Annotated in this window: 21 protein-coding genes; 2 read left to right on the forward strand and 19 right to left on the reverse strand. The window is 39.6% G+C overall.

Annotation, left to right across the window (positions count from 1 at the left end):
• Nucleotides 1-343: 343 nt before the first annotated feature.
• The gene (murB, locus tag IEW82_RS01390; RefSeq protein ID WP_188688101.1) at nt 344-1,249 is read left to right on the forward strand and encodes a UDP-N-acetylmuramate dehydrogenase; all 906 of its coding nucleotides are present in this window, start codon (nt 344-346) and stop codon (nt 1,247-1,249) included.
• A 334-nt stretch (nt 1,250-1,583) separates the two neighbouring features.
• On the opposite strand, the gene IEW82_RS01395 is transcribed toward murB, so the two are convergent.
• The 7 genes from IEW82_RS01395 to IEW82_RS01425 all read right to left on the reverse strand — a co-directional run bounded on the left by IEW82_RS01395 (nt 1,584) and on the right by IEW82_RS01425 (nt 9,203).
• Nucleotides 1,584-2,663, reverse strand: a complete 1,080-nt coding sequence (locus IEW82_RS01395) for a plasmid pRiA4b ORF-3 family protein (RefSeq protein WP_188688104.1) — start codon at nt 2,661-2,663, stop codon at nt 1,584-1,586.
• A gap of 566 nt (nt 2,664-3,229) precedes the next feature.
• Nucleotides 3,230-4,132 (reverse strand): nucleoside hydrolase, encoded by a 903-nt coding sequence (locus tag IEW82_RS01400; protein ID WP_188688106.1) that lies wholly within the window; start codon nt 4,130-4,132, stop codon nt 3,230-3,232.
• Nucleotides 4,133-4,149: 17 nt separating this feature from the next.
• Nucleotides 4,150-4,992, reverse strand: coding sequence for a carbohydrate ABC transporter permease (locus IEW82_RS01405; RefSeq protein WP_229672183.1), 843 nt, complete (start codon nt 4,990-4,992; stop codon nt 4,150-4,152).
• Nucleotides 4,993-5,009: 17 nt separating this feature from the next.
• A complete protein-coding gene (locus IEW82_RS01410) occupies nt 5,010-5,870 on the reverse strand; it encodes a carbohydrate ABC transporter permease (RefSeq protein WP_188688109.1) in 861 nt (286 codons plus the stop codon).
• 86 nt (nt 5,871-5,956) lie between these two features.
• Nucleotides 5,957-7,252 carry a sugar ABC transporter substrate-binding protein gene (locus IEW82_RS01415; protein WP_188688111.1) on the reverse strand — a complete coding sequence of 432 codons (1,296 nt, stop codon included), beginning with the start codon at nt 7,250-7,252 and terminating at the stop codon, nt 5,957-5,959.
• 43 nt (nt 7,253-7,295) lie between these two features.
• Nucleotides 7,296-8,204 (reverse strand): ribokinase, encoded by a 909-nt coding sequence (gene rbsK, locus IEW82_RS01420; protein ID WP_188688112.1) that lies wholly within the window; start codon nt 8,202-8,204, stop codon nt 7,296-7,298.
• Nucleotides 8,205-8,225: 21 nt separating this feature from the next.
• Entirely contained in the window at nt 8,226-9,203 is a 978-nt protein-coding gene (locus tag IEW82_RS01425; protein WP_188688114.1) for a LacI family DNA-binding transcriptional regulator, read from the reverse strand.
• Between the two features lie 495 nt (nt 9,204-9,698).
• Here IEW82_RS01425 and IEW82_RS01430 point away from each other — a divergent pair, with 495 nt between their 5' ends.
• Entirely contained in the window at nt 9,699-10,019 is a 321-nt protein-coding gene (locus IEW82_RS01430) for a helix-turn-helix domain-containing protein (protein ID WP_188688116.1), read from the forward strand.
• A 254-nt stretch (nt 10,020-10,273) separates the two neighbouring features.
• Here IEW82_RS01430 and IEW82_RS01435 read toward each other — a convergent pair whose 3' ends face one another.
• The 12 genes from IEW82_RS01435 to IEW82_RS01490 form a co-directional block, all read right to left on the reverse strand.
• Nucleotides 10,274-11,728, reverse strand: a complete 1,455-nt coding sequence (locus IEW82_RS01435; RefSeq protein ID WP_188688118.1) for a GntP family permease — start codon at nt 11,726-11,728, stop codon at nt 10,274-10,276.
• Between the two features lie 164 nt (nt 11,729-11,892).
• The gene (locus IEW82_RS01440; protein WP_188688120.1) at nt 11,893-13,029 is read right to left on the reverse strand and encodes a glycerate kinase; all 1,137 of its coding nucleotides are present in this window, start codon (nt 13,027-13,029) and stop codon (nt 11,893-11,895) included.
• 90 nt (nt 13,030-13,119) lie between these two features.
• Nucleotides 13,120-14,196 carry a CdaR family transcriptional regulator gene (locus IEW82_RS01445; RefSeq protein ID WP_188688122.1) on the reverse strand — a complete coding sequence of 359 codons (1,077 nt, stop codon included), beginning with the start codon at nt 14,194-14,196 and terminating at the stop codon, nt 13,120-13,122.
• A 1,042-nt stretch (nt 14,197-15,238) separates the two neighbouring features.
• Nucleotides 15,239-16,393 carry a mandelate racemase/muconate lactonizing enzyme family protein gene (locus tag IEW82_RS01450; RefSeq protein ID WP_188688124.1) on the reverse strand — a complete coding sequence of 385 codons (1,155 nt, stop codon included), beginning with the start codon at nt 16,391-16,393 and terminating at the stop codon, nt 15,239-15,241.
• Between the two features lie 23 nt (nt 16,394-16,416).
• Nucleotides 16,417-17,721 carry an MFS transporter gene (locus IEW82_RS01455; protein ID WP_188688126.1) on the reverse strand — a complete coding sequence of 435 codons (1,305 nt, stop codon included), beginning with the start codon at nt 17,719-17,721 and terminating at the stop codon, nt 16,417-16,419.
• Nucleotides 17,722-17,749: 28 nt separating this feature from the next.
• On the reverse strand, nt 17,750-19,555 hold the full coding sequence (locus tag IEW82_RS01460; RefSeq protein ID WP_188688128.1) for an alkaline phosphatase family protein: 1,806 nt from the start codon (nt 19,553-19,555) through the stop codon (nt 17,750-17,752).
• 86 nt (nt 19,556-19,641) lie between these two features.
• Entirely contained in the window at nt 19,642-20,265 is a 624-nt protein-coding gene (locus IEW82_RS01465) for a bifunctional 4-hydroxy-2-oxoglutarate aldolase/2-dehydro-3-deoxy-phosphogluconate aldolase (protein ID WP_188688130.1), read from the reverse strand.
• Between the two features lie 19 nt (nt 20,266-20,284).
• Nucleotides 20,285-21,241 carry a sugar kinase gene (locus IEW82_RS01470; RefSeq protein WP_188688900.1) on the reverse strand — a complete coding sequence of 319 codons (957 nt, stop codon included), beginning with the start codon at nt 21,239-21,241 and terminating at the stop codon, nt 20,285-20,287.
• An 846-nt stretch (nt 21,242-22,087) separates the two neighbouring features.
• Entirely contained in the window at nt 22,088-22,951 is an 864-nt protein-coding gene (locus IEW82_RS01475) for a MurR/RpiR family transcriptional regulator (protein ID WP_188688903.1), read from the reverse strand.
• Between the two features lie 6 nt (nt 22,952-22,957).
• Nucleotides 22,958-24,433, reverse strand: coding sequence for a PTS transporter subunit EIIC (locus IEW82_RS01480; RefSeq protein ID WP_188688132.1), 1,476 nt, complete (start codon nt 24,431-24,433; stop codon nt 22,958-22,960).
• Nucleotides 24,434-24,452: 19 nt separating this feature from the next.
• On the reverse strand, nt 24,453-25,340 hold the full coding sequence (murQ, locus tag IEW82_RS01485; protein WP_188688134.1) for an N-acetylmuramic acid 6-phosphate etherase: 888 nt from the start codon (nt 25,338-25,340) through the stop codon (nt 24,453-24,455).
• Nucleotides 25,340-26,410 (reverse strand): DUF871 domain-containing protein, encoded by a 1,071-nt coding sequence (locus IEW82_RS01490; RefSeq protein ID WP_188688137.1) that lies wholly within the window; start codon nt 26,408-26,410, stop codon nt 25,340-25,342. Before IEW82_RS01490 ends, murQ begins: the two co-directional genes overlap by 1 nt.
• Between the last annotated feature and the right edge of the window lie 135 nt (nt 26,411-26,545).

The following is a 26,545-nucleotide window of genomic DNA, read 5'->3' on the forward strand; positions in this document are numbered from 1 at the left end:
TGACTCCTGTTTTACTGTGAGGGAGTTATTGCACTGCAAGACAGATGGACTTTCTCTTAACGATCATCTATGTGTATACTCCTCTCCAATCTACGCACTGCTTCATAATTATTCGCCGTAATCCCCAGAAAGGAGCAAACACTTTGTCCTTCCTGGGGTTTCTTAGTCTTAAATTAAATACATCGACTTATAATAAGAATAAACGGATTGACTTAAAGGTCGCTCATGAATAACTAAAATGTAAGTTTTTAAGACGTCTTTATATTTACGATCGCCCCCATAAACAAGTGACACGGCTATTGAATAAAGTTATTATGGAATGAGGGAGGGAAAGGTGCTCAACATGAACAAGGAAAAACTCTTTAATCATTTACAGGCGATTCTTAAGGAATCCATCATAAAGAAAGACGAACCTTTAAAAAATTATACGTATACAAAAATCGGTGGACCAGCAGATATCCTTGTATTCCCAAAGTGTTACGGGGATATTGAAACCATATATACCTTTACTCGAGACAACAGCATCCCACTCACCACACTCGGTAATGGTTCAAATGTCTTGATTACAGACAATGGAATCAGAGGTGTCGTCCTCAACTTAACAAAACTAAATAAAATAGAAACGGACAATGATATTGTTACCGCACAGTGTGGAGCAAGAATCATCGATGTCTCTTATCAAGCACTTGAAAGCCGTCTAACTGGTTTAGAATTCGCATGTGGTATTCCCGGATCTGTCGGGGGGGCACTTTACATGAATGCTGGTGCCTATGGTGGGGAAATTGCAGATGTATTAGCAAGCGCGTTAGTCATCAAAGAAGGCAAGGTCACCAAGATACCTGCAGCTGAACTCAACCTAAGCTATCGGCATAGCGCAGTGGAGGAAAAGGGCTTTATAGTGTTGGCAGCCCACTTCCAGCTCCAGCCTGGGGATTATACAGCAATGAAGGCAAAAATGGATGAACTCACCTACTTACGAGAGTCCAAACAGCCCTTGGAATATCCTTCATGCGGAAGTGTTTTTAAAAGACCTCCGGGTTATTTCGCAGGAAAGCTCATTCAAGACAGCAAGCTCCAAGGTTTTAATATTGGTGGTGCTGAGGTTTCAACAAAACATGCTGGCTTTATCGTTAATAAAGACCGGGCCACAGCCAGTGATTATGTTGCTGTCATTCGCCATGTTCAAAAAACAGTTAAAGAAAACTTTGGTGTCGACTTAGAAACCGAAGTGAGAATTATTGGAGACTAACGAAGACCGGGCGAAAAAAACATGCCCGGCTCTTTTTTCTATTAAAGGGGAAATGAAAGTAGCTGCTTCTGGCACAGTCATTTGTTTTTTTGAGAATGACTGTTGTTCATTTTCACATCTCTTTTGTTACGCTCAACTCTCGATTGGGAAACGGCTCCCCCTGATTTGTTCTCTATTTGTTAACCTCAGCTTTGATTGGTTATTTTGCGTAGTGTTATTGTTAAAACGTCCCTGTCTCTTGCTATTTTTTAGGAGGGCTTTTATTCACTTGCTCCTCTCTTTCGTTGCGCTCATACTATGGTTGGGTTGGCTAAGAGATTCACAATAGCGTCACCTACATTCTTTCAAGCTTTTTGTTTACTTGATCTCTATCAAAATCCTGATATCCTTGCTGCTCTGCCCACCTTGTCATTTCCTCATAGTTGGGGTGATTTTTATCAGCCATGATTTTTAGGAAATGATCATAACCAAACTCTCCTCCGACATCTTCGGGTGGCGCCGCGCCATTGCCCGCTAGACAGACTGGATAATTCTTGTCATAGTCCTCAATTATCTCTTCAACTTTTATGTCATGCTCCCAATAATCTCCGAAATCATAGACATAGCGTATTTTTTCTGAAAGATATTCAGAAAAGGAAACTTCTCTTTCCAGCTTGATCGTTGTATCGCTCTGAATTTCAAAAGCTTCTTCATTATCCACTAAAGTTATAAATGGAAGAGTGGTTTTTGATTTATATATTTGAAATTCATGCAGATGATAGTTTTGCCACCCAAATGCTTGCTGTAGTGTCTTATGAAGTCGATTAAATTTGTAATAAACCGGAATAACTAATCGTCGCCAAACCTTGTGATTACCGAGCCTTAGTGTGATTTTGACAATGGCAGCCTTGGGATTATAGACACTTCCAGTTGAGAAGCTCTCAAAAGCTTTGATCAATTCTTTATAAGGATAAATATAGCTATTCTTTCCAGCACCATACATATTCTGACTTGCTCTCCTGCTTAAAGTTACGTTAATAAGAGAAGGATCGATTGCCACTTCATAATCAAAAAAGCCCACTGTCTCACATGCTTTATTCATTCGAGCAACAGAGGTGCGATCCTTTGTCTTCGAAAAGAAAAATTGTGGGGCCTGTTTTAGGTACTTTTCAACCAGCTCCTCTTTAATTCCTTCTTGTTGGTAAGTCTCTCGAATTGCACTAGTAATAAGGCTGGGCAAATTTTTAAAATCCTTAGCCTTTAATCCGTAAAGAACGATCACATAACGGTGAAGATCATTTACCAATACAATTGTTTTCCGACGGTTAACCATCATTAAATTTGCATGCCAAGAGAAAAACGGCTCTGCCACATTTTGTACCTGAGGTTTGATTTTTAGCTGATCAAGTAGCTTTTTTGAACATTGAATGAGCATTTTCAGATCTCCTTAATTCTATGTTTTGTATTCAACCTTTTCTTTTAAGTATAACAATGATCTCGTATCTTTATAGCAATTCCAAGCATTAAGATTAGAAATTTAATATTTTTAATTGCAAAACATACAAAAAGGCGATCGAACGTTTAAAGCTTTCAGTAAATTTATGACATCGATGCCCGCTCCAACCTTAGTCAAAGCCTGAACGTATACTCTCCTCCATGGAGCGCATCAGCAAAAAAGGATAAATAAGAAAACTTGGCTTGCACCCCTTCGCTGGTACTCCTGATGTGATTTTTACACATCACACACTTAGGTTACCCGCAAGCCTCAGGTGGCGAAAGTCAAAGCCCGCCTTATACTCTCTTCCTTTATGCGCGGCAGCGAAGTTATACATTCTGTATAGTATAAAAAGAACTGGCACAAGTCCAGTTCAATAACCATGCACATTAACTCATTAGCCAGTTATACTGAAAGTTATAAAGTGCGAGACAGGTATTCGACATTCAAATTCCTCTTATCTCCTTGTTTCTATGACAGACTGTCCCCCTTTTTATTTTCTTACACTATCTTTCACCACATAGTTTTTTAAACATATCCTTATAAATTCCATCTCGATTTAAAAAAGTAGCCATTCGAATGGGATGTCTCGATAAATCAAAGCTCCATGTGAATTGATCCGTTAAGATAGGGCTATGCACAACCTTTGTTTCTACCCATGTAGGATTTATTAAGTAAGCGATTGTGGAAATATCCCAAATCACCTTAGAATAAGCATAGTGATCCTCATGGTAACCCTTGAATGTCTCTAATAAAAACTGCCCGACTTTACTCGTTCTATCAATATGAGCTTCGAGTTCAGACAAAGTGGTTAATAGATGAGAACAGACACCCATGCAAGGGATATTGATGAGTGGAACGCCACAATCATAAAGAAATCGAGAAGCCAAAAGATCTTGATAGAGATTAAACTCCTTTGTGTCAGGCCAGTATAATGCATGTCCTCCTAGCCAAACAACAACAATCTTATGCACAATTTCTGGTTGAATCAAAATGGCAGAAACAACATTTGTTATAGCACCGATTGCCACTACATAAAGGGGATCATCATCAGATGACGCCATTGCCTTTTCAATTAGATCCATTGCTGCCTCACTGCGATAAGGATGCGCCAAATCTTCCAAGTATCCTGTTGAACCCCTAAACACAAAATTTTCGCGAGAGATATTCATCAATGCTAGTATTTTATTAATCTCATTAAAACTCTTTTCCATACCATCAGCGGGTCCTTGAGAACGTTCATTAAAAAAAGGTGCAGCATAAATAGCCTCAACGTTCAATTTGTCTTGAGATTGCAACGCATAAACAACTGCAAATTGATCATCGACCTCATTATAAGTATCTGTATCAATAACAACACGGATTTTTCCTTTTGGAGCCTCTAACCTTTTAAATAAATTAAATGTCATCCTTTATCTCTCCTTTTCTATTCCTTAACACCAGTATTAGCAATACCGTTAACAAAATATTTTTGCAAAAATAGTAATAAAATCGCCGGCACAACGATTGTAAGATTTGACGCTGCAAAGAGTTGATTCCAAATCGTTGCATGTTCCTGTGAAAAAGTAGACATAGCGACTTGTATCACACGATATTGGTCAGAATGTGTGGCTAATAACGGCCATAGAAAGGATTCCCATTGGCCTACAAAAATTAAAAGTCCGGCCGTTATTGTCACAGGCTTACTTAGTGGCAAAACAATGCCATAATATATCCGCCACCACGATGCGCCATCCATACGAGCAGATTCAAAGATGGATAGGGGTAAATCATCAAAAAACTGCTTATACAAAAATATAACTAAGCCGTTCGCTACAACAGGGATAATTAATGCAGAGTAACTATCAATAAATCCCAGAGACGAAACGACTTTGTATAAAGGAACAGCTATAACTTCAAAGGGAACCATAAATGTCAAAAGCACAATAAAGAACACTATTTTTTTCCCTCTAAAGCTAAAGACTGAGAACGCAAAGGCCGCCATTGAGTTGACCAAAAGCCCTAATGCTACCGTTACGATGCCTACAAAAAATGTATTAAAAAATATTCTACCAAATCCACTTTCTGTGAATATATCTTTATAGGCACTAAAGGTAATATCAGTTGGTATGAAGGTTTTCCAAGTGATAGGTGATATATATTTAAATATATCTTCATGTGGTCGAAAGGATGATGTAATCGAAAATAATAAGGGTAAAACGACTATAAAAACTAATACGATATTTAAAAGATATGAGACTAGCTTCCCCATAACCTTTTTATTTTCCATTGCTTGCACCTCCCCGCTTAATGTTTAGGCTTTAATAATTTCGATTCCACGCCTATTATGATTAAGATGATGATGATTAACATGACGATTAAAGCGTCAGCACTTCCCATATTGGAGTTGACGTAAGCATTCTTAATCGTTTCATACATTAAGACATCTGTACTGTTGTTTGGACCACCATCAGTCATAATATACATCGGAGCAAATAACAAGAAATTGGCTACAGTATCTGCAACAGCAACAAACGTTAATGACCGCTTCATCAGAGGAAATGTGATTTTTATGAATTCAGTCCACTTATTAGCACCATCCAGTGCTGCTGCTTCATACAGAGCACTCGGAACCTCCTGTAATCCTGCCAATAAAAAAACTGCCCAATATCCGACACCTTTCCACGTTGCAATGCCGACAATCACCCATAATGCTTGATGAGAGCTATGTAAAAAAGGCTGTGCATGAAAACCTAAGCTAGTAAGGACACTATTTACTAAGCCCTCATCTGGATTAAGAATGATCATAAATAAAACACTCGCAATAGGTAATGACACTGAAATGGGAATAAAATGTATACTCCTAAAAAACCCTATCCCTTTAACTCGCTTATTTAATAGTATGGCTAGTCCAAAGGCCAAAACAATTTGTAGCGGATTGATGACAACATTAAATAAAAGTGTCACTTTTACGGAATTCCAAAAAACGGGATCAGTAAATTCTGAAATATAATTTTGTAATCCAACAAACTGATTGGTTTGATTGACAAATGAAAAAGAATATAAACTACTAAAAAATGCCTGAAATGCTGGATAAATACTAAAAATCCCAAGCCCAACGATAGCTGGTAAGAGGAATAGATACGGCGTCCATTTACTGCTTATCAACGTTCAGACCTCCTAAATAGCAATGGTTTCATACCTTCCAGAACCCTTTTACTTAAAGGGCTCTGGAAAATCTATCTTAGTCTCATTTAATTTTTATATTTCTCTAATTCATTATCCATCTGCTTAACACTTTCATCTAAAGCTTTTTTCGGATCTGTTCCATCCATAATATTTTCAAAAGCTTTGTCCACTTCGCTTTCCCATGTAATATAGCCAGGTGTCTTGGGTCTAAGCATTGAATCATGCTGATCTTCATATGCTGCCAAACTGCTAGCACTATAAGGTAGCTTTTTGTATTTAGGATCCTTTTGAATTTGTTCTAATAAATGTGTTGTTGCTGGTAAATTGCCTTCTAAGTCAAACCATTTTTTTGCCCCTTCACCAGTCGACATATATTTAATTAATTTCGCTGATTCACTTTTGTTTTTAGAGTACTTAGACACACCAAGAGTCCAGCTTCCTGTCGGAGTGACAGGTTTTCCACCAGAGAAATAAGGTACTGGAGCGATGCCAAAGTTTACGCCAGCCTTCTTAAAATCAACAGCATCCCAGCTCCCCCCTTCAATAAAGGCTAGCTTTCCAGACGAAAAATAGTCATTGGTTTGATCGGCAGAAATTTTAGGAGTGATTTTCCAAGTATTATAGAGATCATTCATGAATTGACCTGCCTTTATCATTTCTTTAGAATTAGTGTAGCCACTCGATTTTAGTCCATCATCACTTACAAGTTTTGTTGCACCAAGGCTTTGGGCCAAGGGAATTAATTGATAGGCACGATTGGCCTGTTCAAATGCGAAGCCCCACACCTTTTGTCCATTAGATTTACCCTTTACTTTTTTGGCATTATTCACCAGTTTCTCCCATGTCCATCTTTTATTCACATCATTCTCCGGAGGTTCAATTCCATTTTTTTTTAATATCTCTTTGTTATAGAATAAGACTTGACTTGAAGAATTCATTGGTGCCGCGTAAAGCTTACCTTGAATAGTCACTTCGTCAGCCATGGATTTACTCCACTCTTTTTTAACACTATCATCTATATAATTATCTAACGGTTCTATCCAACCTTTAGATGCAAAGTCAGGAAGAGTAGGACCATCGATATATAAAATATCAGCACTGGGATCATGGGCGTTTAATACAACTTGTTGCTGTTTAAATAAATCTGCAAAGGGATAGGATTGAACTTTCACTGTGACATTGGGGTGCTTTTCTTCATATCCCTTTGCCACCGCCTTCAAGCTATCCGCGCTATCTGCTTCTGCTAAAATTGTTAGTGTAACTTTACCTGAATGTGCACTTCCTCCATTGGATTCACATCCAGTAGCAATTAAGACGAGTGACACTATTCCTACCAGCATAAGAAAAAATTTCCCTTTCACTTTAAACTCCCCCTTAAATGAGTATTATTAGAATCCTAGTTAGCTACTTTATCTTTGCCTTCTTAACCAAGTCTTCAGCCTCTTTAAACGATGGCATCCCAGTCTGAGCCCCCATTCTCGAAACGGTTAATGCTCCAACCGCATTCGCAAAAACACATGCTTCTTTAATTGAATATCCTCTGCCAATGGCCACCGCAAAAGCACCATTAAATGCATCACCAGCACCCGTTGTGTCAACAACGTCAACTGAAAAAGAAGGGACATGAATAACTTTATTATCTTCTAAATAAAATACGCCTTCAGAACCTTTTGTTACTATAAACTGATGGCCTGCCTTTTCAATTAACGTCTCGAGAGATGAATCCGGTTCCATACTCAAAACATCTGCGATTTCATGCTCATTGGGTGTGATATAATCAATTTTATTTAAGAGCGCTCGAGAAATTGGCTGCGCTGGTGCCGGATTCAATATCGTTTTCACGCCAAATCTGTTAGCCAGTTCTATCGCTATTATCACGGTTTCATAGGGGATCTCTAGTTGTATAAGAACCACATCACTATTCGCAATAATGTCACTGTTTTCTAATAGCATTGTGGGTGTTGTGCAATAATTTGCTCCAGGAATAATAATAATTCGATTGTTTGCTTTATGAACCGTTATGTTAGCCACTCCAGTCGAATGTGTAACCGGTTTCACTTTGTTTGTAAAAATACCCTCCTTAGCTAAATGATCCAGTAATGTATGACCAAATTCATCATCTCCAACACATCCTATCATGCTGACTTCTGCACCTAGCCGTGCTGCAGCCACTGCCTGATTGGCCCCTTTACCTCCAGGCATAGTCGAAAATCTTTCTCCCATAACGGTGACACCTTCATTAGGAATAACAGATGTCTCTGTTAATAAATCCATATTAATGCTTCCAATAACTGTTATTTTCGGGGAATCCATTGCATCTTTTTCCTTTCTACACTACCTCGTTGTCTTTCTTTCAATGAGTTTTATCGGAAACTCATAAAATGTTGTATTTAAAGGCTTGTTTTCTATTAGCTTTATTAGCATACGCGCGGCTAATACTCCCATCTCATAAATAGGCTGTGCTATCGTCGTCAGTTCTGGATAAATCATTTCACCAAGAGTTATTCCATCAAAGCCAATGATCCCAATATCATCAGGAATTTGCTTTCCCATTTCTTGTACTGCTTTTACCGCTCCCACCCCCATAACATCATTACCAGAAAATATAGCGTCTATCTCAGGATACTTTGTTATTAATTCCTTTGTAGCCGTTACTGATTCCTTCATATTGTAATTACCTACTGCCGTTAATCCTTCATGGAACCAACTTTCATCAGCAACGACATCCAAGTAGCCTTGATACCTTTCATTTGAAGTCACAATATTTTCTGGACCTCTTAGATGAGCGATCACCTTGTATCCCTTTTCCTTTAGAAACCTTGTTCCCCTTCGTGCGCCACCGATATTATTGGATAATACTGTAGGAATCTTCCCGTGTACATTGCGATCAACAATCACCACAGGCAGTCCCAGCCTCTCCAAATCCTCAGGTGCTAAAGTATGACTCACCAATATCACACCATCGACATATTTTTGTTTCAATATCTCAACGTATTCTCTTTCCTTTAATGGCCTTTCATCTGAATTACATAGCATTAATGTATAGCCATACAGATTAAGGGCATCTTCCACAGCCTTAGCTAACTCAGGGAAAAAGGGATTAGTGATATCTGGTAAGATAAGAGCAATGGTGTTGGATTGCTTTTTATAAAGGCTTCTCGCCACTGCATTAGGTCTATAATTAAATTCTTTAATAATTTTCAACACACGAGCTCTTGTATCCACATGCACATAGCCATTGTTATTAAGAACTCTTGATACCGTTGCAACTGAAACCTCTGCCGCCTTAGCTATATCTCTTATTGTTGTCATATTAGCCTCACCAATTTTGAACGCATTATAATTTCTACTTTCCAAGAAAAGTGTGACCGGTTACATTTTCAATGGATTTATCGCCCTTCTGCCAACATTAAGGTTCTTAGAAATGAAACAAGTGGTCCATTAGCTTTTTAACGTGCCCGGCTCCTCTTCAATACAACGTGATACAACGGACTGATTTTGAAATCATTAGCATCAATTGACTCCAAAGCACATCAACAATACTTCTCCCTAGCCTTTACGCCATTATCTCGTTGATCTAATCTTTTAAATGCTAAACAAATCCATTGTCAGCCTCCTTTGTTAAGTTCTAATTTGTCTCGTAACAGTTCTAAAGATGAACTAACGTTTGCACTCATTATTTTATTACTATTTATTCTAATTTGTCAATAAATTAATTACTATTTGTTCTATTTTTATTTGACACTATGAGATTAAAGAGGGACACGCTACACTAAAGTTAGAAGAAAATTGAAGTGGGGATAGGTCATGGAGAATTTAAATATTGGTGAAAAGTTACGTTTATTAAGAAAGACTGTGCCACTAACTACAAAAGAGCTCGCTGAAAGGGTAAATGTCTCACAATCCTATATCAGTCGATTTGAAAATAATCGTGCCATTCCTGATGTTGACATGCTTGCTAAGATTCTAGAGGCCTTGGGTACTGATTTAACATCTTTCTTTTCACACGATGTCAATGAACTGACAGATGACTATATTCAACTTATAAATACAGCCAAGACCCTCTCTCGTGAAGAACGCATTAAATTAAACGAGTTTTTAAAGGTAATGAAAGGATCATATCAATAGTTACTCTAATACGTAGGCTTTAAATAAAAGATCTCACTACATTATTATCTTAGGAATTTTGAGTACTATCACCTTACCAGCGATAACTTTGTAAATCTAGGTTAATCAGTGTTCAGTTGCCTTTTCTTCTGCTTTTAGCAGCTAAAAATTTAAGGAATACCTATTCAACCGCATTTAAAAGGCGGTGCCAGAATGCTATCCGGCATCGCCTTTTACTTTGTGTACCCAATTGCTATGATCGACCAACCATTTTATCAGAGGAAGATCACCCCTAGTATAAATGTGATAATAATTCCAACAAGGCCTTGGATTAATGTGGCCACCGTCTGTGCTCTGTAGGCGGTGGTCAGCTTCATATTGGAAAATTGGGTGACAACCCAAAAATATGAATCATTGACATGACTGACGACCATCGCACCTGATCCGATAGCCATGACTGCAAGGACTTGACCGATTGGAATATTCCCGATCATCGCATCCAAACCGAGAGAAGGCAGGAGCGGCATGACAATGGTAGAGGTGATAATGAGTGCTGCCGTTGAGCTGCCTTGGGCTGTTTTCAAGAGTGCTGAGATAATAAAGAGTAAGAAGAGTGCCCCAGCCCCAACAAAGACGGTATTTCCTTCAAGAAGTGATTTAATATAATCTGCAATAGGCGTTGCTTGTATCATTGCTCCAAATGCAGCACCAGCACCTGTGATCATGATAATAATAGCAGAATCGAGCAGTCCGTCTGCCACCCATTTGGTTAATGTTGTTTCACTCTTTTCAGGTAAAAGTAAGAAGAAGGCAGATACTACACCGATAAATAAGGCATTAACCGGTTGACCTATAAAATTAACAACGGTATATAGCCATCCAGAAAAGAGTGTTTGTGTATGATCCGTACCAACTCCTGATACTGGGAAGTTGGCAATGGAACCTAGCGCCATCAAAACAACCGGTAATAGGATTGGTGTGAAGGATTGAAAAGCGGACGGAAGCCGTGTGAATTTTTTCTTATAGTCTTCAAAGCTTTCTATTGCCTCCTCAACATCCGTTGTTAAATTCTTTGTAAACTTAGAAGCATATATATAACCAGCAAGCGCTGTAAAAATTGAAACGAACGCCCCAACGATAATAACCCAGATCAGCTCGCTGGCATTGATACCAAGATTACCAGCAGCGGCAATCGGACCCGGAGTCGGTGGGACAAATGTATGTGAAGCATATAAGCCTGTAGCGAGCGATACACTTAAAACGACGATATTGACATTAGCCTTCTTGGCAACCGATTTCTTTAATGAAGATAAAATAACATACCCCGAGTCACAAAATACTGGAATTGACACAACCCAACCGATGATAGACATAGCAAGCGCTGAATTTTTTATATATTTAAGGACTGTTTCCGCCATTGTAATGGCTGCACCAGAACGTTCTATGAATTTTCCAATAATCGTACCAAAAATAATGACCATGCCAATAGAAGCTAATATATTGCCGAAACCAGTGGTCATTGTCCCACCAATATCCGCAATCAGCGGCTTGGAGGTGCCAACAATTTTCCCGATCGCGTTAGCACCCAGTCCAAAAATATAAGTCGCGGCAACTATAGATAAGAACGGATGTAATTTAATCTTTGCTGATAAAAAGATAATGACAACAATACAAACTAACAGCCAAATAAGAAGCAGAGGTCCAACTGTAGATAATAGACTTGTGCTCATAACGAATTCCCCCTATTTAAGTAGAAAACTTGGATGCACTACTTTTTCCTTGCTACTCCTGCTACGCTTCTCAGGAGCCTCTATGTTCCTTCCTCATCCAATCTAATGGCGAGGCGCCTTTTACGTCTCCCTTTTTCTCATCATTTTAGGGACATTTCCACTTTTCAAAGTGCAATAATACGAATGACTTGTTCTGTTGTTTTTTCTATCAATGTTTCAGCCCTCTCAATACTCTCTTCCAATGTAAGTGGTCCATCGGCAATCGAGAAAGCAGCAGCTAAACCTGCCTCATGCAGGGGAGCCAACTCATCACTGGTTGCTCCTGCCAAAGCGATGACTGGGATATGCAGTGGCTTAGCACTCTGACAAATACCGGCAATCACTTTTCCAAAACTCGTTTGTGCATCTATTTTACCTTCACCCGTTAGAATCAGATCGGGTCTGTTGTTCTGAATTCGATCATCAAAGCCAATGGTTTGTTTAACGAGCTCAATACCAGAGACTAATTCTGCATTTAAGAATGCCAATAGACCTGCAGCGGTCCCCCCAGCTGCTCCAGCGCCTTTTAAATCATGGAGGCGAAGCCCTCTATCTTGCTCAACAACATCTGCAAAACGCGCAAGTGCCTGATCCAAAGCCGATATCATCTCCGGGGTTGCCCCCTTTTGCGGCCCAAAAACCGCTGAAGCCCCATAGTTCCCGATCAATGGATTACTGACATCGCATGCAATTTGAAAATGTGATTCCTTTAAGCGTGCATCGGCCTGGGTCATATCAATGGCCTGTAAATGTTTCAATGCCCACCCGCCTTCAGACAGCTCATCCCCCGCTTGATCTAAAAAGCGAAAGCCTAATGCCTTTAAAAGCCCTGTGCCCCCATCATTGGTTGCACTTCCTCCTAAACAAATAATAAATGAGCGCAAGCCTTGATCTAAGGCATCTAGGATAAGTTCTCCCGTGCCAAGGGTCGAAGCCAGCCGTGGATCAAGCTCTGAAGCCTCCAGCAAATCAAGTCCTGATGCAGCAGCCAATTCGATAATGGCTGTTTTTCCATCCCCTGTCACCCCATAAGAGGCTTTTATCGGACGGCCGAGTGGATCGTGAACAGAAAGATCCTTCATAAAATCCCCCTCTGTTGCCGCCACAAGGCTGGTAGTTGTTCCTTCACCCCCATCAGCCATGGGAATGCATGTTATTTCAGCATCTGGAGTCGCCTTTTTTATACCGCGAGCCATTGCCTGGCAAACCTGCACAGATGAAAGGCATCCTTTAAATGAATCTGGGGAGAGAATAACGTTCATAAGACCATCTCCTTGTATACGCTTACACTATTATTATAAAAACGATTTCATTCATTTGAAATCGTTATCCTATACAAATTTAGTTAATGATTACTGTTTGTTTTTTGTGCAATTTAACCAAAACGCTAACCCAAGTGCCCAAGCATCTGAAAAGTGTCGTGGGTCAAGTTTGGTCATTTCGGTTATTTTATCTAACCGATAAATCAATGTATTACGATGAATAAATAAAGCTTGCGCTGCTTGTGAGATATTAAGATTGTGATCAAAGAATACTGTTAAAGTTGTTCGTAACTCATCTGATAGAGTCCCTAGTGTTTGGGTAATATAAGCATCCCTTTCAATAGCATGCGTGGAATCCAGAAGATACAGCATCCTTAATTCATCGGTATGGAATAAGGAGCCTTCGGTCAACTCAAAGCCTTTGACGACCCGTCTATACCTTTCGTGCGTTTGCTTAATATGATCATGTGGTTCAGCGATGCCTACCCGTACTGTTTTATACGTTTCTTCAAACAGAGGCTTGATTTTTTTGAGAATAGCTTGATCACATGTTGAAGCTTTTGTAAGTAAAAGAAAGTGTTCATCATCAACAAAATGATATAAATCTTGAAAAGCTGTCAGCCGGTCTGCCAAACGATAATATAAATTTGAGGAAGAAGCCTGTATCGGCTGTTTGATTTGCAAGACAATGACCCGAAAAGGAGGCTCAAGCTTTATTTTTAGTTGCTTCGCCTTATGATAGATTTTCTGGATGTCGGGGTCAGCTTTTAAACATTCATCTATCATAAACCCCTTGGTTCGCGCTCTCCAGTCACTTTCTTCTAGCAGAGAAAATTGCTCAAGCATAAGTTCTGTCATCGACACAACAAGAGCACCAAATTTCGCCGTTGTCTTTGGATTGCCAGTAATACCGACGACACCAACGATCCTCCCATTAAAAGCAATGGGTAAATTCACGCCAGGCTTAGCACCAGTATAAGTTTCATTTTGAATGGTCAATGCCGCTCCCGTCTCCAATACCCTGACCGCTCCTTCGTGTATGGTGCCAATGCGTTCTTTATCTCCCGAGGCTATGATTTCACCACTTCGATTCATGATATTGATATTAAACCCGAGATCCTGAATGATCTTATCAACGATTTGTCCAGCAATAGCTTTTGATAACATAGACATCCCTCCTATAAACACAGATATTTATAGTTACATCACTTTTGCTAAAAGGATAGATTTAAGCTGAGTGTCGAAATAGAGACAGCAAACTATATATTAGAATAAGAAAAACCGGGTGAAAAGCATGCCCTGTCCTTGTCCTTAGTATAGAGCATCATGATATGTGAAAGAGGCTTCATTGCCTGATCAAGTGGATGGGAGCGTAAGGCGCGAGACTCCTTCGGGAACAGCGCGTGTCCGAAGATCCATTTTGGAACAGAAATAAAACCATTCCAAAATGAGCTGAGGCCACTAAGGACGATCGGCTAAAAACGTCACGTCCTGTGACAACACCGACCCTACCCACATCGTGTGGGCATGAGGAAAATAAGCTACATGAAGCGGAATCGTGCATCGTCCTCATGACCATGAGCAGAAATTTTATACTTTCTTTTAGAAAACTTGGCTTGCACCACTTCGCTGGTACTCCTGATATGATTTTTGCAAATCACACACTTAGGTTGTCGCCAAGCTTAGATGGTGAAAGTCAAAACCGAACTTATACTATCTTCTTTTATGAGCGTAAGAGAAGTTATAAATTCTGATAGTAAAACAAAAGACGTCTCTGATGCTATTCACCACAAATAACACATAGAGACGTCCCAAAAACGATTAACAGTAATCATTATACCAAATTATGAACCTATTGCTATCTTTCCGATGATTCTTTTAGGGAAACAATATGGACAACATTTGAACTCCAATTGTAAACACAATTAAAAGATTCAAAAACCGCAACATATGAAGAATGTCAATGCCTCATTTCTGTTGATATTAAGGCTATGAGATGACTGCATCTCTCCAACAACTACACGCTCCTAGAACCCTTGGTATTATCAAAAGTGTCCATAGGAAATTTTTTAAAGGATAGACTTAATCGCAACCTATTCATAGACTAAAAGGTCTAGTGTAAAATAGCATTCAAAAACAGATCTCATCCTATCAAAGCAATAGAAAAACGGTTCAATAGCACAGATTGCTATAGGAACCGTTTAATAGCTTAAATAAAAACCTTTTGACTATACTCATTAATAATATCCTGATTGATTTCTACTCCAATACCCGACTTTTCAGGTATTTTCACCTTCCCATCTTCCATTGAGATGGCATGATAGATTAAGTCTCCTCGAAATGGATGCGAAGATTGATCATATTCAAGCATAGCTTCCTCTGGGTGTAAACAAAGAGGAGCGGGAGGAAGAGTAGCAATAAACTGTAGGGCCGCTGCCAATCCGATCCCCGATCCCCATACGTGAGGAATCAGCATAGTATTATATGCTTGGGCTAAGGCAGCTATTTTTTTACATTCAGTAAAGCCCCCCGAAGAACAAAGATCAGGCTGCAGAATATCCAATGCTCCACTCGAAATCCAATGACGATACCCCACTTTTCCAAATAGGTTTTCTCCAGAAGCAATGTAAGTACTTGTTAAGTTTTTCAAACTTTGATAGCCCTCAATATCTTCTGGAGCAAGGGGTTCTTCAAAAAAGTGAATCTTAGCGGATTGACTTTCTAACAGGATTCTGCGAGCAGTTGCTGCATTATAAGCCCCGTTTGCATCCACCATAATCTGAACGTCCGGACCAACAGCCTCTCGTAAAGCAAAAATATACTCAAGATCCGCTTGAACACCAAAACCAATTTTCAACTTAAAGGCATTAAATCCATTATCTAAATGCCTCTTAGCCTCTTTTACCGCTTCGTCAGGATAAGTTTTCCCATTTACCCGATAGAAGCCCGTAGCATATGGCGTAATTTCTGTCCGAAAAGCTCCACCAATCAGCTTATGAATAGGCTTGTCTAATGCACGCCCTATAATATCCCAAAGAGCGATATCTACACCACTGATCGCATTGACTGCCGCTCCACCCTGGCCAAACGGACGCGTCCTGTTGTACATCTCTTCCCAAAGCACTTCCACATCAAAGGGGTCCCTTCCCAGTAAGAGTGGCTTAAAACAAAAGTTTACAAATGAAGCCGCAATTTCAGGGGGATGTTGGCCATGACATAAGGACTCTCCCCAACCAGTAACCCCCTCATCCGTAACAATTTCGATAATCACAGTACTTCTTTTTTTCACCCATCCCTGAGAAAAGGCAAACGGCTCTTCAAGAGGTGAAGACATAACGTGAGCAATAACATCGGTAATTTTCATTTTCATTCTCCTCTCTTAATCCTTTAAGAAACCTTAAATTCTTCTGTACCGGATTTTAATTTAGGATCAGTCTCCTTTGAAGTACGAACTAATTGAACCAAAAATGCGGCCGCCAATAGGATTATACTAAAAATAATCATTCCTGCCTTTGTACTATTTGTAAGGGTTAACATTAATCCAAATAGATATGGGCCAAAAAAGCCTCCTAAATTACCAATGGCATTAATAAAACCGGTTGCTCCCCCAAGCACACCACCTTTTAAAATTTTCGAAGGGATCGCCCAAAATGCAGCATTCTTTGCATAAGAAAAATTGATTAATGTCAAACAAATAATGGAAATAACTGGATAATTTTTTCCTGTAAACGTTAATATCAAAAGAAAAACAGCAGCACTCACACATGTTAACGTATACATAAGTTTGTTCTTTCCTGTTTTGTCACAAATACTAGAACAGATAATAAGTCCCAAACATGCTGAAATCCAAGGTAAAGCAGTGATTAGCCCAACAACCGTGTTGCTACTGCCATCACTCACTGTTTTTACGATTTCAGGTAACCAAAGGGAAAATCCATAAAGCCCCATTATCCCCAAGAAATAAGTTGCTGCTAACAACAAAACGTTACGGTTTTTAGCTGCTTCTCGGAAATTTTTTGGCTGATTAACAATCTTCTTCCGCTCTTCTTCTAATGTATTTTCAATATATTCCCTTTCCTCTTTTGTAATCCATTTGGCAGTACTAGGCTTATCGGCAATAACAAACCACCAAACCACCGCCCAAATTATGGCGGGAATACCTTCGAATAAAAACATCTCACGCCAACCGACCCAATCTAGAATGATCCCGGAAAGGGGTGCCATAATAATAGAAGAGATAGGTGCCCCCATCATAAAGAATGCATTTGCACGTGTTCTTTCCTTTTGTGGAAACCAATTGCCAAGAAGCACCATAGCTGATGGCCAAATAACCCCTTCAATTGTTCCCAATAGAAAACGGACAATCAATAGCTCTGTTAGATTATTCACATATCCAGTGGAAATCGATAGGATTCCCCAAATAAAAAGGCAAACGGAAATTAATTTCTTTGTTCCAAATTTTTGTGCCCAAAATCCTCCAGGTACTTGCAAAATCATGAATCCCCAAAAGAATATTCCGGCAGCTAAGCCCACATACGTTGCACTGATTCCCAAATCCTTTTCAAGGCCTGCAAACCCAAAACTGATATTGTTACGATCCATATAAGAAATCATATACATGATAAAGGCAACAGGAACAACAAAAAACCAACGCCCTCTAGGGATATGCTGTGGAATTGAATTATTAGACATATGTCAATACCTCCTCGAATTAAATGTATTACAATGGTTTAAAACAATCTGCCATAAATCGTCCATCCAAATCCCCGTTTTCCTTTAAACCTATTAAACGGGCGATGGTTTGCCCTACGTCATTCATGCGATAGTACCCATATCGACTGCACTCACGTACATAACCCTTCATTGTTGTTGGACCGTGAAATAATGCTATACCATAGTTAGACGAGTGCTCTGAACGCGCGGTTGGAATCTGCGGTCCATGATTCGCACTGGGGTGTTTCACAGCAGCAACAGCTTCTCCACCCGCATTCGTTCCCCAAACAAAACCACGATTATATGCAAAAAGAACGTCCCCTGTTCGATCTCCCCAATACCCAAGCAATGAAGCATCTTGTTTCTTGATAGTAAGTCCTATCACGTTCATCAAACCTTTAGGTGTATCGTGGTACCATGTTGTTAGCGCTCTAAAAATATCCGTTTGCACCTGTTCATAGTCCGCAGGGGCAACAATACCTTGTTCTTCCCTTCCCTGCAAATTCACATAAACCTCAAGACCCCCACGGCTATCTTTTAAGTAGGCTTTAGACTGCGAAAAGATGGGAAACCCATTCTCATCAATGACTGCGAGTCCACATTCCGCTAGACGACGATATATATCACATACATAGAAATTTGGGTAGTTCCCATGATCAGATGCAATTAGAAGCGTTGTATGATCATCTTTCTCATCCAAAATTTTCCCAATGGCCTTATCCAAGATTTTATAGCTCTTAAGTATAACTTCTTTACAAATGTGGGCTCGTTCCGGTGAATAAAAAGGAGAGATAGGGTCATATTCTCCTATACACGTATGATGCGTTTCATCATTTAAACGGAATACAGTGGCAAACACATCATAATGACAATCCTTTAATAACATTAACGCCGCCTTTGTCAGCCATTCCACTTGATATTCCGCTTCTTCATAACTTGTTTCGTAATAAGGTTCATCGGGTGAGCAAGTGACTGTCCACTTTTGAATAAACGGTCCTAGATCAGTCAATAATTTTCGTTCTATCTCCTCATCATTGATTGAAATAGTGTTTGCAGCAATAACCTGCGATTGAAGAATATCAATTTCCCTCTTATCACTATTGAACGCGAGCAATTTGAAGCGTAGAGTTCCTCTCTGTGCCCCTATATTAATGGTTACCCAATCGCTCCATTGATGACGACTTAGTACAAGTTGAACTTCTTGATTTATTGTTAACTGTAGTGAATCCTCATTTCGTATGCTTATCTTCACTTCAAGTGCAGTACCATTATTCGATAGCAACTCCATGACAAAGCCATCGCCCACATTTTTAATTTTGTTATGTTCATCAGGCTTTAAATGATGGGCCAAAGTGTCTTGTGGTGGCCACCCCAAGTGCTGATCAAATTGTGTTTGCTTGGACCATTTTTCAGGGGTAGTGCTAAAAATCCCAGCAGAGATCAATTCGATGGGATTGCCTTGCACCTTGCCACCAAAAGGGGCGAAAACGAAATGCTTTGTTTCCTCTTCTGGGAGCGTCGATGGAAAGTGGACAAGTGCACATTTTCTTCCCTCCGTTTGCATCAACCTTAACAGGCTCTTAGATTCAACTTCTGGATGCCCTTGCCTATTCCAGCTTGTACCAGGAGCTTGTCCACTGAGTAAAGAAGTGAAATTAACATCCCCCCATAAATTGATATAAGGCAATAATTCCGTTGCTGCGCCCTCCTTCAGCACTTTGCTCATATTCGGCAAATGTCCCTCTTTCGCAAATTTATAAATCAATTCCGGTATAAGTCCATCCACTCCAAACAGAATGACCTTTTGCTTCATTTAAAAAACACCTTTCTTTAAATGTTCTACACGCTTCTTTAATTTACTTTTAAACTTTTCCAAGAACCACTAATAAAATAAGAAAACTAATTTACCGCTAAAACAAATTGCTCTGCCTTCCTCTTTAATTGGCTTAAATAGTCACTTGTGATGTCCTGCTTTGTATCTACAAGCGAGCCTCCCAGCCCACAACCAACAGCACCTGCCTTCATAAATGCCTGAATATTGCTTAAGTCCACACCTCCTGTTGGGAGTAAAGGAATATGTGGGAGAGGTCCTCGTATACTTTTTATAAATTCTGGTCCCATAGGAGTAGGGAAAACTTTGATGATATCACCACCATTTTCATAGGCTGTGAGAATTTCCGTTGCAGTCATAGCTCCTGGAATACTTACTGCCCCGTATCTTTTGGTCATTTTAATCGTCTCCAAATTAACCGTAGGAGATAAAATAAATCTTGCTCCTGCTAAGATAGCAGCCCGAGCAGTTTCAGGATCTAAAACGGTCCCAGCTCCTACTAGCACTTGTTCCCCCATCACTTCAGATACTTCCTTAATGGCTTCTAATGCATTAGGGGAATTCATAGTAATCTCTAATGTGTTCACACCACCTTCATGCAGTGCCTTAGCAATCCTTAAAACGTCTTCTGCTTCCGCCCCTCGGATTATCGCCACGATCTTGTTATTCAGAATGTTGGACAATATACTCATTCAAAATCTCCTCCTTTATTCAGCGAGAAACATCTTCTATCTCTGTTGGAGAGATAAATGCCTCCAACATTTCTCGATCTGGCAACCCTTCAATATCGCCATCTACAGTTGTCACTATTGCCCCAATAGCACAGCCTCTCTGTACAGACTCTTTAAGCGTTAACCCATCAAGTAAACCGGAAAGAACTCCAGCTGCAAAACCATCACCGGCCCCTACAGGATCTATGACCTGTTCAACCTTATAGCTTTCTACAAATCCTTTTTCACAGGGCGTTGAATAATATGCCCCTTTTTCACCACATTTGATAACCACCGTTTTTGCCCCATGCTCATGAAAGCCTTCCGCCATCGCCTCACAATCTTCTGTTCCAAATAAAAAGGTCCCTTCGCTAATGCCTGGCATCACAATATCTGCTAGCTTAGCGATTTCTAAGAGGGTACGTCTTGCTTCCTTCTCATTACTCCATAGTTTACGACGGACGTTAGGATCAAAGGCCACTTTTACGTCATGTTTCTTTGCTAATTCAATGGCATAGAAAATACTCTCCCGACAAGAATCACTTAAGGCAGGAGTGATCCCTGTGATATACAAATATTTAGCGCTTCCAATGTAATCCTCATCAATATGATATGGAGTCAAACAACTGGTAGCAGAATGTTTGCGATAATAATAAATACAAACATTCTTTTCATTAATTTTCTCCTTAAAAAAGATTCCTGTGGGCGCTTCTTGATCCCTTGTTACATGCCTTGTATCAACGCCCTCTCCACGAACAGTTGAAAGGATAAAAGACCCAAATTCATCCATTCCTACACGGCTAATCCATCCTGTTTGATAACCAAGCTTTGCTAATCCTATTAATGTATTGGTTTCTGCTCCGCCAATCCTTGATAAGAAGCTTCTCGCATATCTCATTCTTCCCTGTATTTTAGGAGTAAACAAAACCATTGTCTCTCCTATACTGACTACATCCACGGTATTTTCCAACTCCTCTACATAGCAGTCGTATCCCCCATACTCTCGAATATTCCCTTCGATATCTAAAGAAGACTTTAACAATAGTACCCTCCCAATAATCCCTCTTTCCATAAGTCCAGCTACATTAATCGCTGCTTGAATGGTTTTATTCGTACCAAAAATCGGGACTGCTAAATAAATCCCCTCCCATTTTCCATATCGCCGATGGGACACTTAACCTCTCAATGTCTTCAATCCCTTCTTGGCTCGTTTGCTTTACTCAAAAGACAACGAGTGCTGTTGCCAGAATAATCACTTGAATCATTCTAATACCCACTCAGTAAACTTCATTATTTTAAAATCATATATATGATTTTAAATCACATTTTTGATTCATTTATATGTTAGATGATATTGTTTTATCTGTCAATATCAAAAATTATAAATTCACTTGTTTTTATAGCATCTAACCGTCGTTCCTTACCTTCTTGGTAACGGTCTTTTGTTATTTTGAATAGGCTTGTCTCTCGTTATTCTTTTGAGCAGAGTTCTTGTTCATTTGCTCCTTTCTTTTGTTTCATTTAGGTTTGATTTAGGAAACCTTCCTACGACTTTATTAACACTAAATCAATAGTATAATGATGCAGGTTGACCCTACCCACATCGTGTGGGCATGAGGAAAATAAGCTACATGAAGCGGAATCGTGCATCGTCCTCATGACCATGACCAGAAATTTTATACTTTCTTTTCTTTTAAAAAAAGATGCCTGGCTCCTTTTCATACGAAAGGAGTCAAGCACCTCTAAGGATTTAAAAAAAATATAGGCATAAAAGGATACGCGTTTTTTTCTGTACTGTACTGTACTAGCTGTTTTCTTTAAAAAAAGTTTGAATGTTGATCTTTGAGTCTTTTAACAGCTTTAATATTTTCTGAGAATGCTTATTGACATAAGCATAATATAAGACATCGATCGTAAATAACTGTGAAACTAAAGATGTTGTAGCAGCACTCCGTAGCATGACGGCTTCACCACCATGATGAATGACGGGAAAATCAACTAATTGCGCCAATGTGCTATTTGCATTTTGCGAAATACCGATTGTATAGAGTTTTTTTTGCTTGGCAATCTCTGCTAATTTGATCACTTCATTGGTTTCCCCTGAATTCGAAATCACGACAAACAGACTATGATCATCCGCACTTATGAGCGCAGAGCTTAACAAATGATGATCTAATGTATTGACAACAGGCTTGCCAATTCTAGAAAATTTTTGTGTGAAATCGTCGGCTACAACATGTGAAGCTCCTAAACCATATACATAAATCGTCGTACAAGCATCAATGATTTCGGAAATTTTTTCAATATGGCTTGTATCCAAATGCTTCGCTGTTTGTGCAATCGAAGAGTTAAATCTTAGCACGAGTTTATCAGCAATAAGTGCTACATCTTCATTAGAGGTAATATCTGAATACAAGCCCTCATCTACTGAAGAGGAATCTGCATATAAACGAATTTTTAATTGCGAGAACCCAGATAAACCGATAGAACGGCAAAATCGAACGATGGTTGCTGGACTCACACCTGCTTTTTTTGCTAATTCACTCGTATTATCGTTTACTGTTTCTACAGAATGTTGAAGAATATACTCTCCAAGTTTCTTTTCTGTTTTGGAAAGCTCATTTAATTTAGACTTTATTTGCAGAATAATATTTTCTTCCAAAATCATCACCAACTAGTTTGCTGTCGTTTCCTCCCGAGCATCCTTAGGAATACCGAAGAAGAATGTTACTACAAATCCGCCAACATATCCTACTAATAATCCTAAAACATATCCCAGCCAATGTCCATTTGCAATCAGCGGAATTAAAGGAATACCACTTGGCCCAATAGCAATCGCACCAATATTTCCAATGCCACCAATCACCGCACCGCCAATACCACCGCCGATACAAGCTGTAATGAACGGACGTCCTAAAGGCAATGTTACGCCATAGATTAAAGGTTCCCCAATTCCGAGAATTCCAACTGGTAATGCGCCTTTTATTAACTGCACTAATTTTTTATTTTTTCTACATCTTATCCATAAGGCGAAGGCTGCACCAACCTGACCGGCACCAGCCATTGCTAAGATTGGCAAAAGCAACGTATACCCTGTTTTGTTGATCATTTCAATATGGATAGGTGTTAAAATTTGATGTAAACCAAACATAACCATCGGCAGGAAGAAGAGGCCTAATATAAATCCTGAGAAAGCGCCACCAACATTTAATACCCAAGTAATTGATCCTACAAGTGCACTCGATACCACTCCTGCAACAGGCATAACAATAAATATTGTAAAAAGTCCAATAACTACTAAGGCAATGGTAGGTGTCACAATAATATCAATTGAGTTTGGAATAATTTTGTGTAGCCTTTTCTCAACAAGCGCCAATACCCAAACCGCGAAAATAACTCCGATGATCCCACCTTGACCAGCTGTCAATGCATCTCCATTAAATATATTTATCAATGGCTCTTTTGGATCCATACCGGTTAACAGGGTAGCAGCACCGATAACACCACCTAAGCCTGGTGTCGCACCAAATTCATTCGCACTATTAATCCCAACATAAATAGCCAAAAAGGAAAACAGACCATTTTTAATTACGTTTAGTGTCGTGACAATAGGTACCCACTCGTGACCAATTGTACCTGCTGTAAGCAAGTTGGAAAAAATAGCCGCAATCCCACCAATTATACCGGCTCCGACAAATACAGGAATCAACGGTACAAAAATATTCGAGATTGATTTTAGCACGCGCTTAAATGCTGAATTGTTATTGTGCTTCGCCTTCTCTCTTGCCTTTACTTCAGCCGCTCTTGCTTCTACTCTTTGACGGTCTGTTAATACAGGCTCTGCTTCTGACACTGACTGTTCCATCAAATCTTCTGGAAATGCTTCTCCCAGCTTAACACCCGCTTCAGCAACCATAATGTTTGCAACTTTGTTAACAATGCCTGGTCCGACAACCACTTGCAAGGTTTCATCCTCAACAATTCCTAAAACACCATCAACGGCTTTAAGACCGTTCATGTCAACCTTGCGATCATCCTTAATTGTCATGCGAACACGCGTCATACAGTGGATGACCCTTGCTACATTACCCATACCGCCAACATGCTCATAAATCTCTCTAGCCAATCTTTGTTCTTTTGATTCAGTCATCTTAATCCTTCCCCCTTCATTAAATGATTTTTCTTATGAACCCCTTCGCCTCATCTAGTTTTTGTTTGGCTTCCTCTTTCGAGAGGTGGGTTAAAACCATAACAATAGCTAATTTTACATTGTCATCTGCAGCACGTAAGGCTTGCTCCGCCTCTTCATAGCTGCATTCCGTGGCCTGCATTATAATGGATTTTGAACGCTCGACTAATTTACTATTTGTCGGCTTAACATCTACCATTAAATTTTTATACACTTTCCCAATGCCGATCATTGCTGCTGTAGAAATCATATTTAAAACTAATTTTTGGGCTGTACCTGATTTCAGCCTCGTTGATCCTGTCAACACTTCAGGGCCGACCTGAACCTCTATATTAATCTCTGCATGTTTACTAATCTCAGCATTCTTATTACAAGCAAGGCTCGCTGTTGCCGCCCCTACCTTTTTTGCATAATCTAAGGCTCCAATGACATAAGGCGTTCTCCCGCTAGCAGCAATACCAAGTACAGTATCTTTCTCCGTTAAATGGATGCCCTTTAAATCCTCCGCTCCTAACGTGAAAGAATCCTCTGCTCCCTCAACAGCGACTGTCATTGCCGAAATCCCACCTGCTATTAATCCCTGCACCATCGATGGATCTGCACTGAATGTCGGTACACATTCAGCAGCATCAAGGACTCCTAAACGCCCACTCGTCCCAGCGCCAATATAAATCAAGTGGCCTCCTTGATTAAAGGACCGTTTCACCGCTTCAACGACTTTCTCAATTTGTGGTAATTCTTTTCTTACACTCACAGGAATGCTTCGATCTTCTTCATTCATTAACCGTAAAATATCAATGGTTGACAATGTGTCTAAATCCATGGTGCTTTTATTACGCTGTTCTGTAGTTAGTTTTTCTAAATCCATTATGCTCCTCCTTGAATAGCGGCGATCTTAAACGCTGTACCCGCATGCACAAAATCGAGTAATGGCAGGTCTTTATCCACAATTTGCCCAAGCACATTTACCTTCTCATCTGCCGGTAATTCTTGTTTAACAAGCTGCAGTTCTCCTTTATATCTCTTATATAGATTATTATCGATTGTAATGCTCCCTCCCCTTCTATGCACAGTATTTTCAGGGGGAATATCCTCATCCTTATTCAACACTCTGGACTGTTCACTGCGAATAACAGCCTTTGCAACATCCAGACGATTGCGATGCCCCCTGCAAATGTATGGTCGCCATTTCTTTTTTATATTGGCCGCATGCAAAAGCAAAACGTTATGTTGAAGATAATGAGTAAACTGGCTGCATGCTTCATCTGACAAACCAGGATCACCAATATACACATGATCAACACTATAATCGCTTTGAAGCGATAAGGCTGCGGACAAAGGCCGCTGATATCTATGAATCTCTAAAGTTGGCAATGTCTCATACAGTGGCGCACGCAATATCTGATCTCCTGGCGCAAAAGCAACGCTATTAAAGCGCTTTAATTTTAGCCATTCATTCTTATTATGAAACCATGTTTCGTCCAATCCTGTTTCAGGCCTTGGGTAATAATTATGCCAAGCCTCCATTCGATCAAAATTAGCCTGATACTTTTCGAGTTGAAGATAGTCCTCTTCCGTTATTGTACTGGCATTCAACCCCACTGTAAGATAGTTCGAAAGATGAGCAATGGCTTTCAGCTCAATGCCAGCATCCATTCTCAAGCCATAAATTCCACTAGCCACAATTTCTTCAGGATGATCGATTGAAAGTCCAATATGTTTCAATGCATCCCCCGAGATATCGATCATCAATTTAAGATGCTTACTCCTTACAATGTTTAACAACGGCATTAAGCGTTCACGATATTTAGAGGCATCATCTTCTGGAATATGGAGAGAAGTAAAAATACCTTCAAATCCAATATCAGCCATTTTATTGATATAGTGCGCTTTCTCTTGCGACCAATCTTCATTAAGATAAACAGAAAATCCAAACAACGATTATCACCCCTTTCGTTGCCCTTATTATATTAAAAATGAAATTAAATTTCAATAAAAAATTATTTTTAGATCAAAAAATGAAATATAATTTCAAAATAAGCCAATTAAACACCTCATACTGACGCCGGCAAA

The organism is Pullulanibacillus camelliae, assembly GCF_014642655.1.
Classification (GTDB): Bacteria; Bacillota; Bacilli; order Bacillales; family Sporolactobacillaceae; genus Pullulanibacillus; species Pullulanibacillus camelliae.

Bases quoted from the DNA above. Each gene is read 5' to 3' on its own strand.
- IEW82_RS01440 (WP_188688120.1), bottom strand. From the start codon at position 13,029: ATGAACGTTATTCTCTCCCCAGATTCATTTAAAGGATGCCTTTCATCT.
- IEW82_RS01425 (WP_188688114.1), bottom strand. From the start codon at position 9,203: ATGACAACAATAAGAGATATAGCTAAGGCGGCAGAGGTTTCAGTTGCA.
- murQ (WP_188688134.1), bottom strand. From the start codon at position 25,340: ATGGATTTAGAAAAACTAACTACAGAACAGCGTAATAAAAGCACCATG.
- IEW82_RS01475 (WP_188688903.1), bottom strand. From the start codon at position 22,951: ATGATTTTGGAAGAAAATATTATTCTGCAAATAAAGTCTAAATTAAAT.
- IEW82_RS01455 (WP_188688126.1), bottom strand. From the start codon at position 17,721: ATGTCTAATAATTCAATTCCACAGCATATCCCTAGAGGGCGTTGGTTT.
- IEW82_RS01405 (WP_229672183.1), bottom strand. From the start codon at position 4,992: ATGGAAAATAAAAAGGTTATGGGGAAGCTAGTCTCATATCTTTTAAAT.
- rbsK (WP_188688112.1), bottom strand. From the start codon at position 8,204: ATGGATTCCCCGAAAATAACAGTTATTGGAAGCATTAATATGGATTTA.
- IEW82_RS01480 (WP_188688132.1), bottom strand. From the start codon at position 24,433: ATGACTGAATCAAAAGAACAAAGATTGGCTAGAGAGATTTATGAGCAT.
- IEW82_RS01445 (WP_188688122.1), bottom strand. From the start codon at position 14,196: ATGTTATCAAAAGCTATTGCTGGACAAATCGTTGATAAGATCATTCAG.
- IEW82_RS01450 (WP_188688124.1), bottom strand. From the start codon at position 16,393: ATGAAAATTACCGATGTTATTGCTCACGTTATGTCTTCACCTCTTGAA.
- IEW82_RS01435 (WP_188688118.1), bottom strand. From the start codon at position 11,728: ATGAGCACAAGTCTATTATCTACAGTTGGACCTCTGCTTCTTATTTGG.
- IEW82_RS01400 (WP_188688106.1), bottom strand. From the start codon at position 4,132: ATGACATTTAATTTATTTAAAAGGTTAGAGGCTCCAAAAGGAAAAATC.
- IEW82_RS01430 (WP_188688116.1), top strand. From the start codon at position 9,699: ATGGAGAATTTAAATATTGGTGAAAAGTTACGTTTATTAAGAAAGACT.
- IEW82_RS01395 (WP_188688104.1), bottom strand. From the start codon at position 2,663: ATGCTCATTCAATGTTCAAAAAAGCTACTTGATCAGCTAAAAATCAAA.
- IEW82_RS01465 (WP_188688130.1), bottom strand. From the start codon at position 20,265: ATGAGTATATTGTCCAACATTCTGAATAACAAGATCGTGGCGATAATC.
- murB (WP_188688101.1), top strand. From the start codon at position 344: ATGAACAAGGAAAAACTCTTTAATCATTTACAGGCGATTCTTAAGGAA.
- IEW82_RS01460 (WP_188688128.1), bottom strand. From the start codon at position 19,555: ATGAAGCAAAAGGTCATTCTGTTTGGAGTGGATGGACTTATACCGGAA.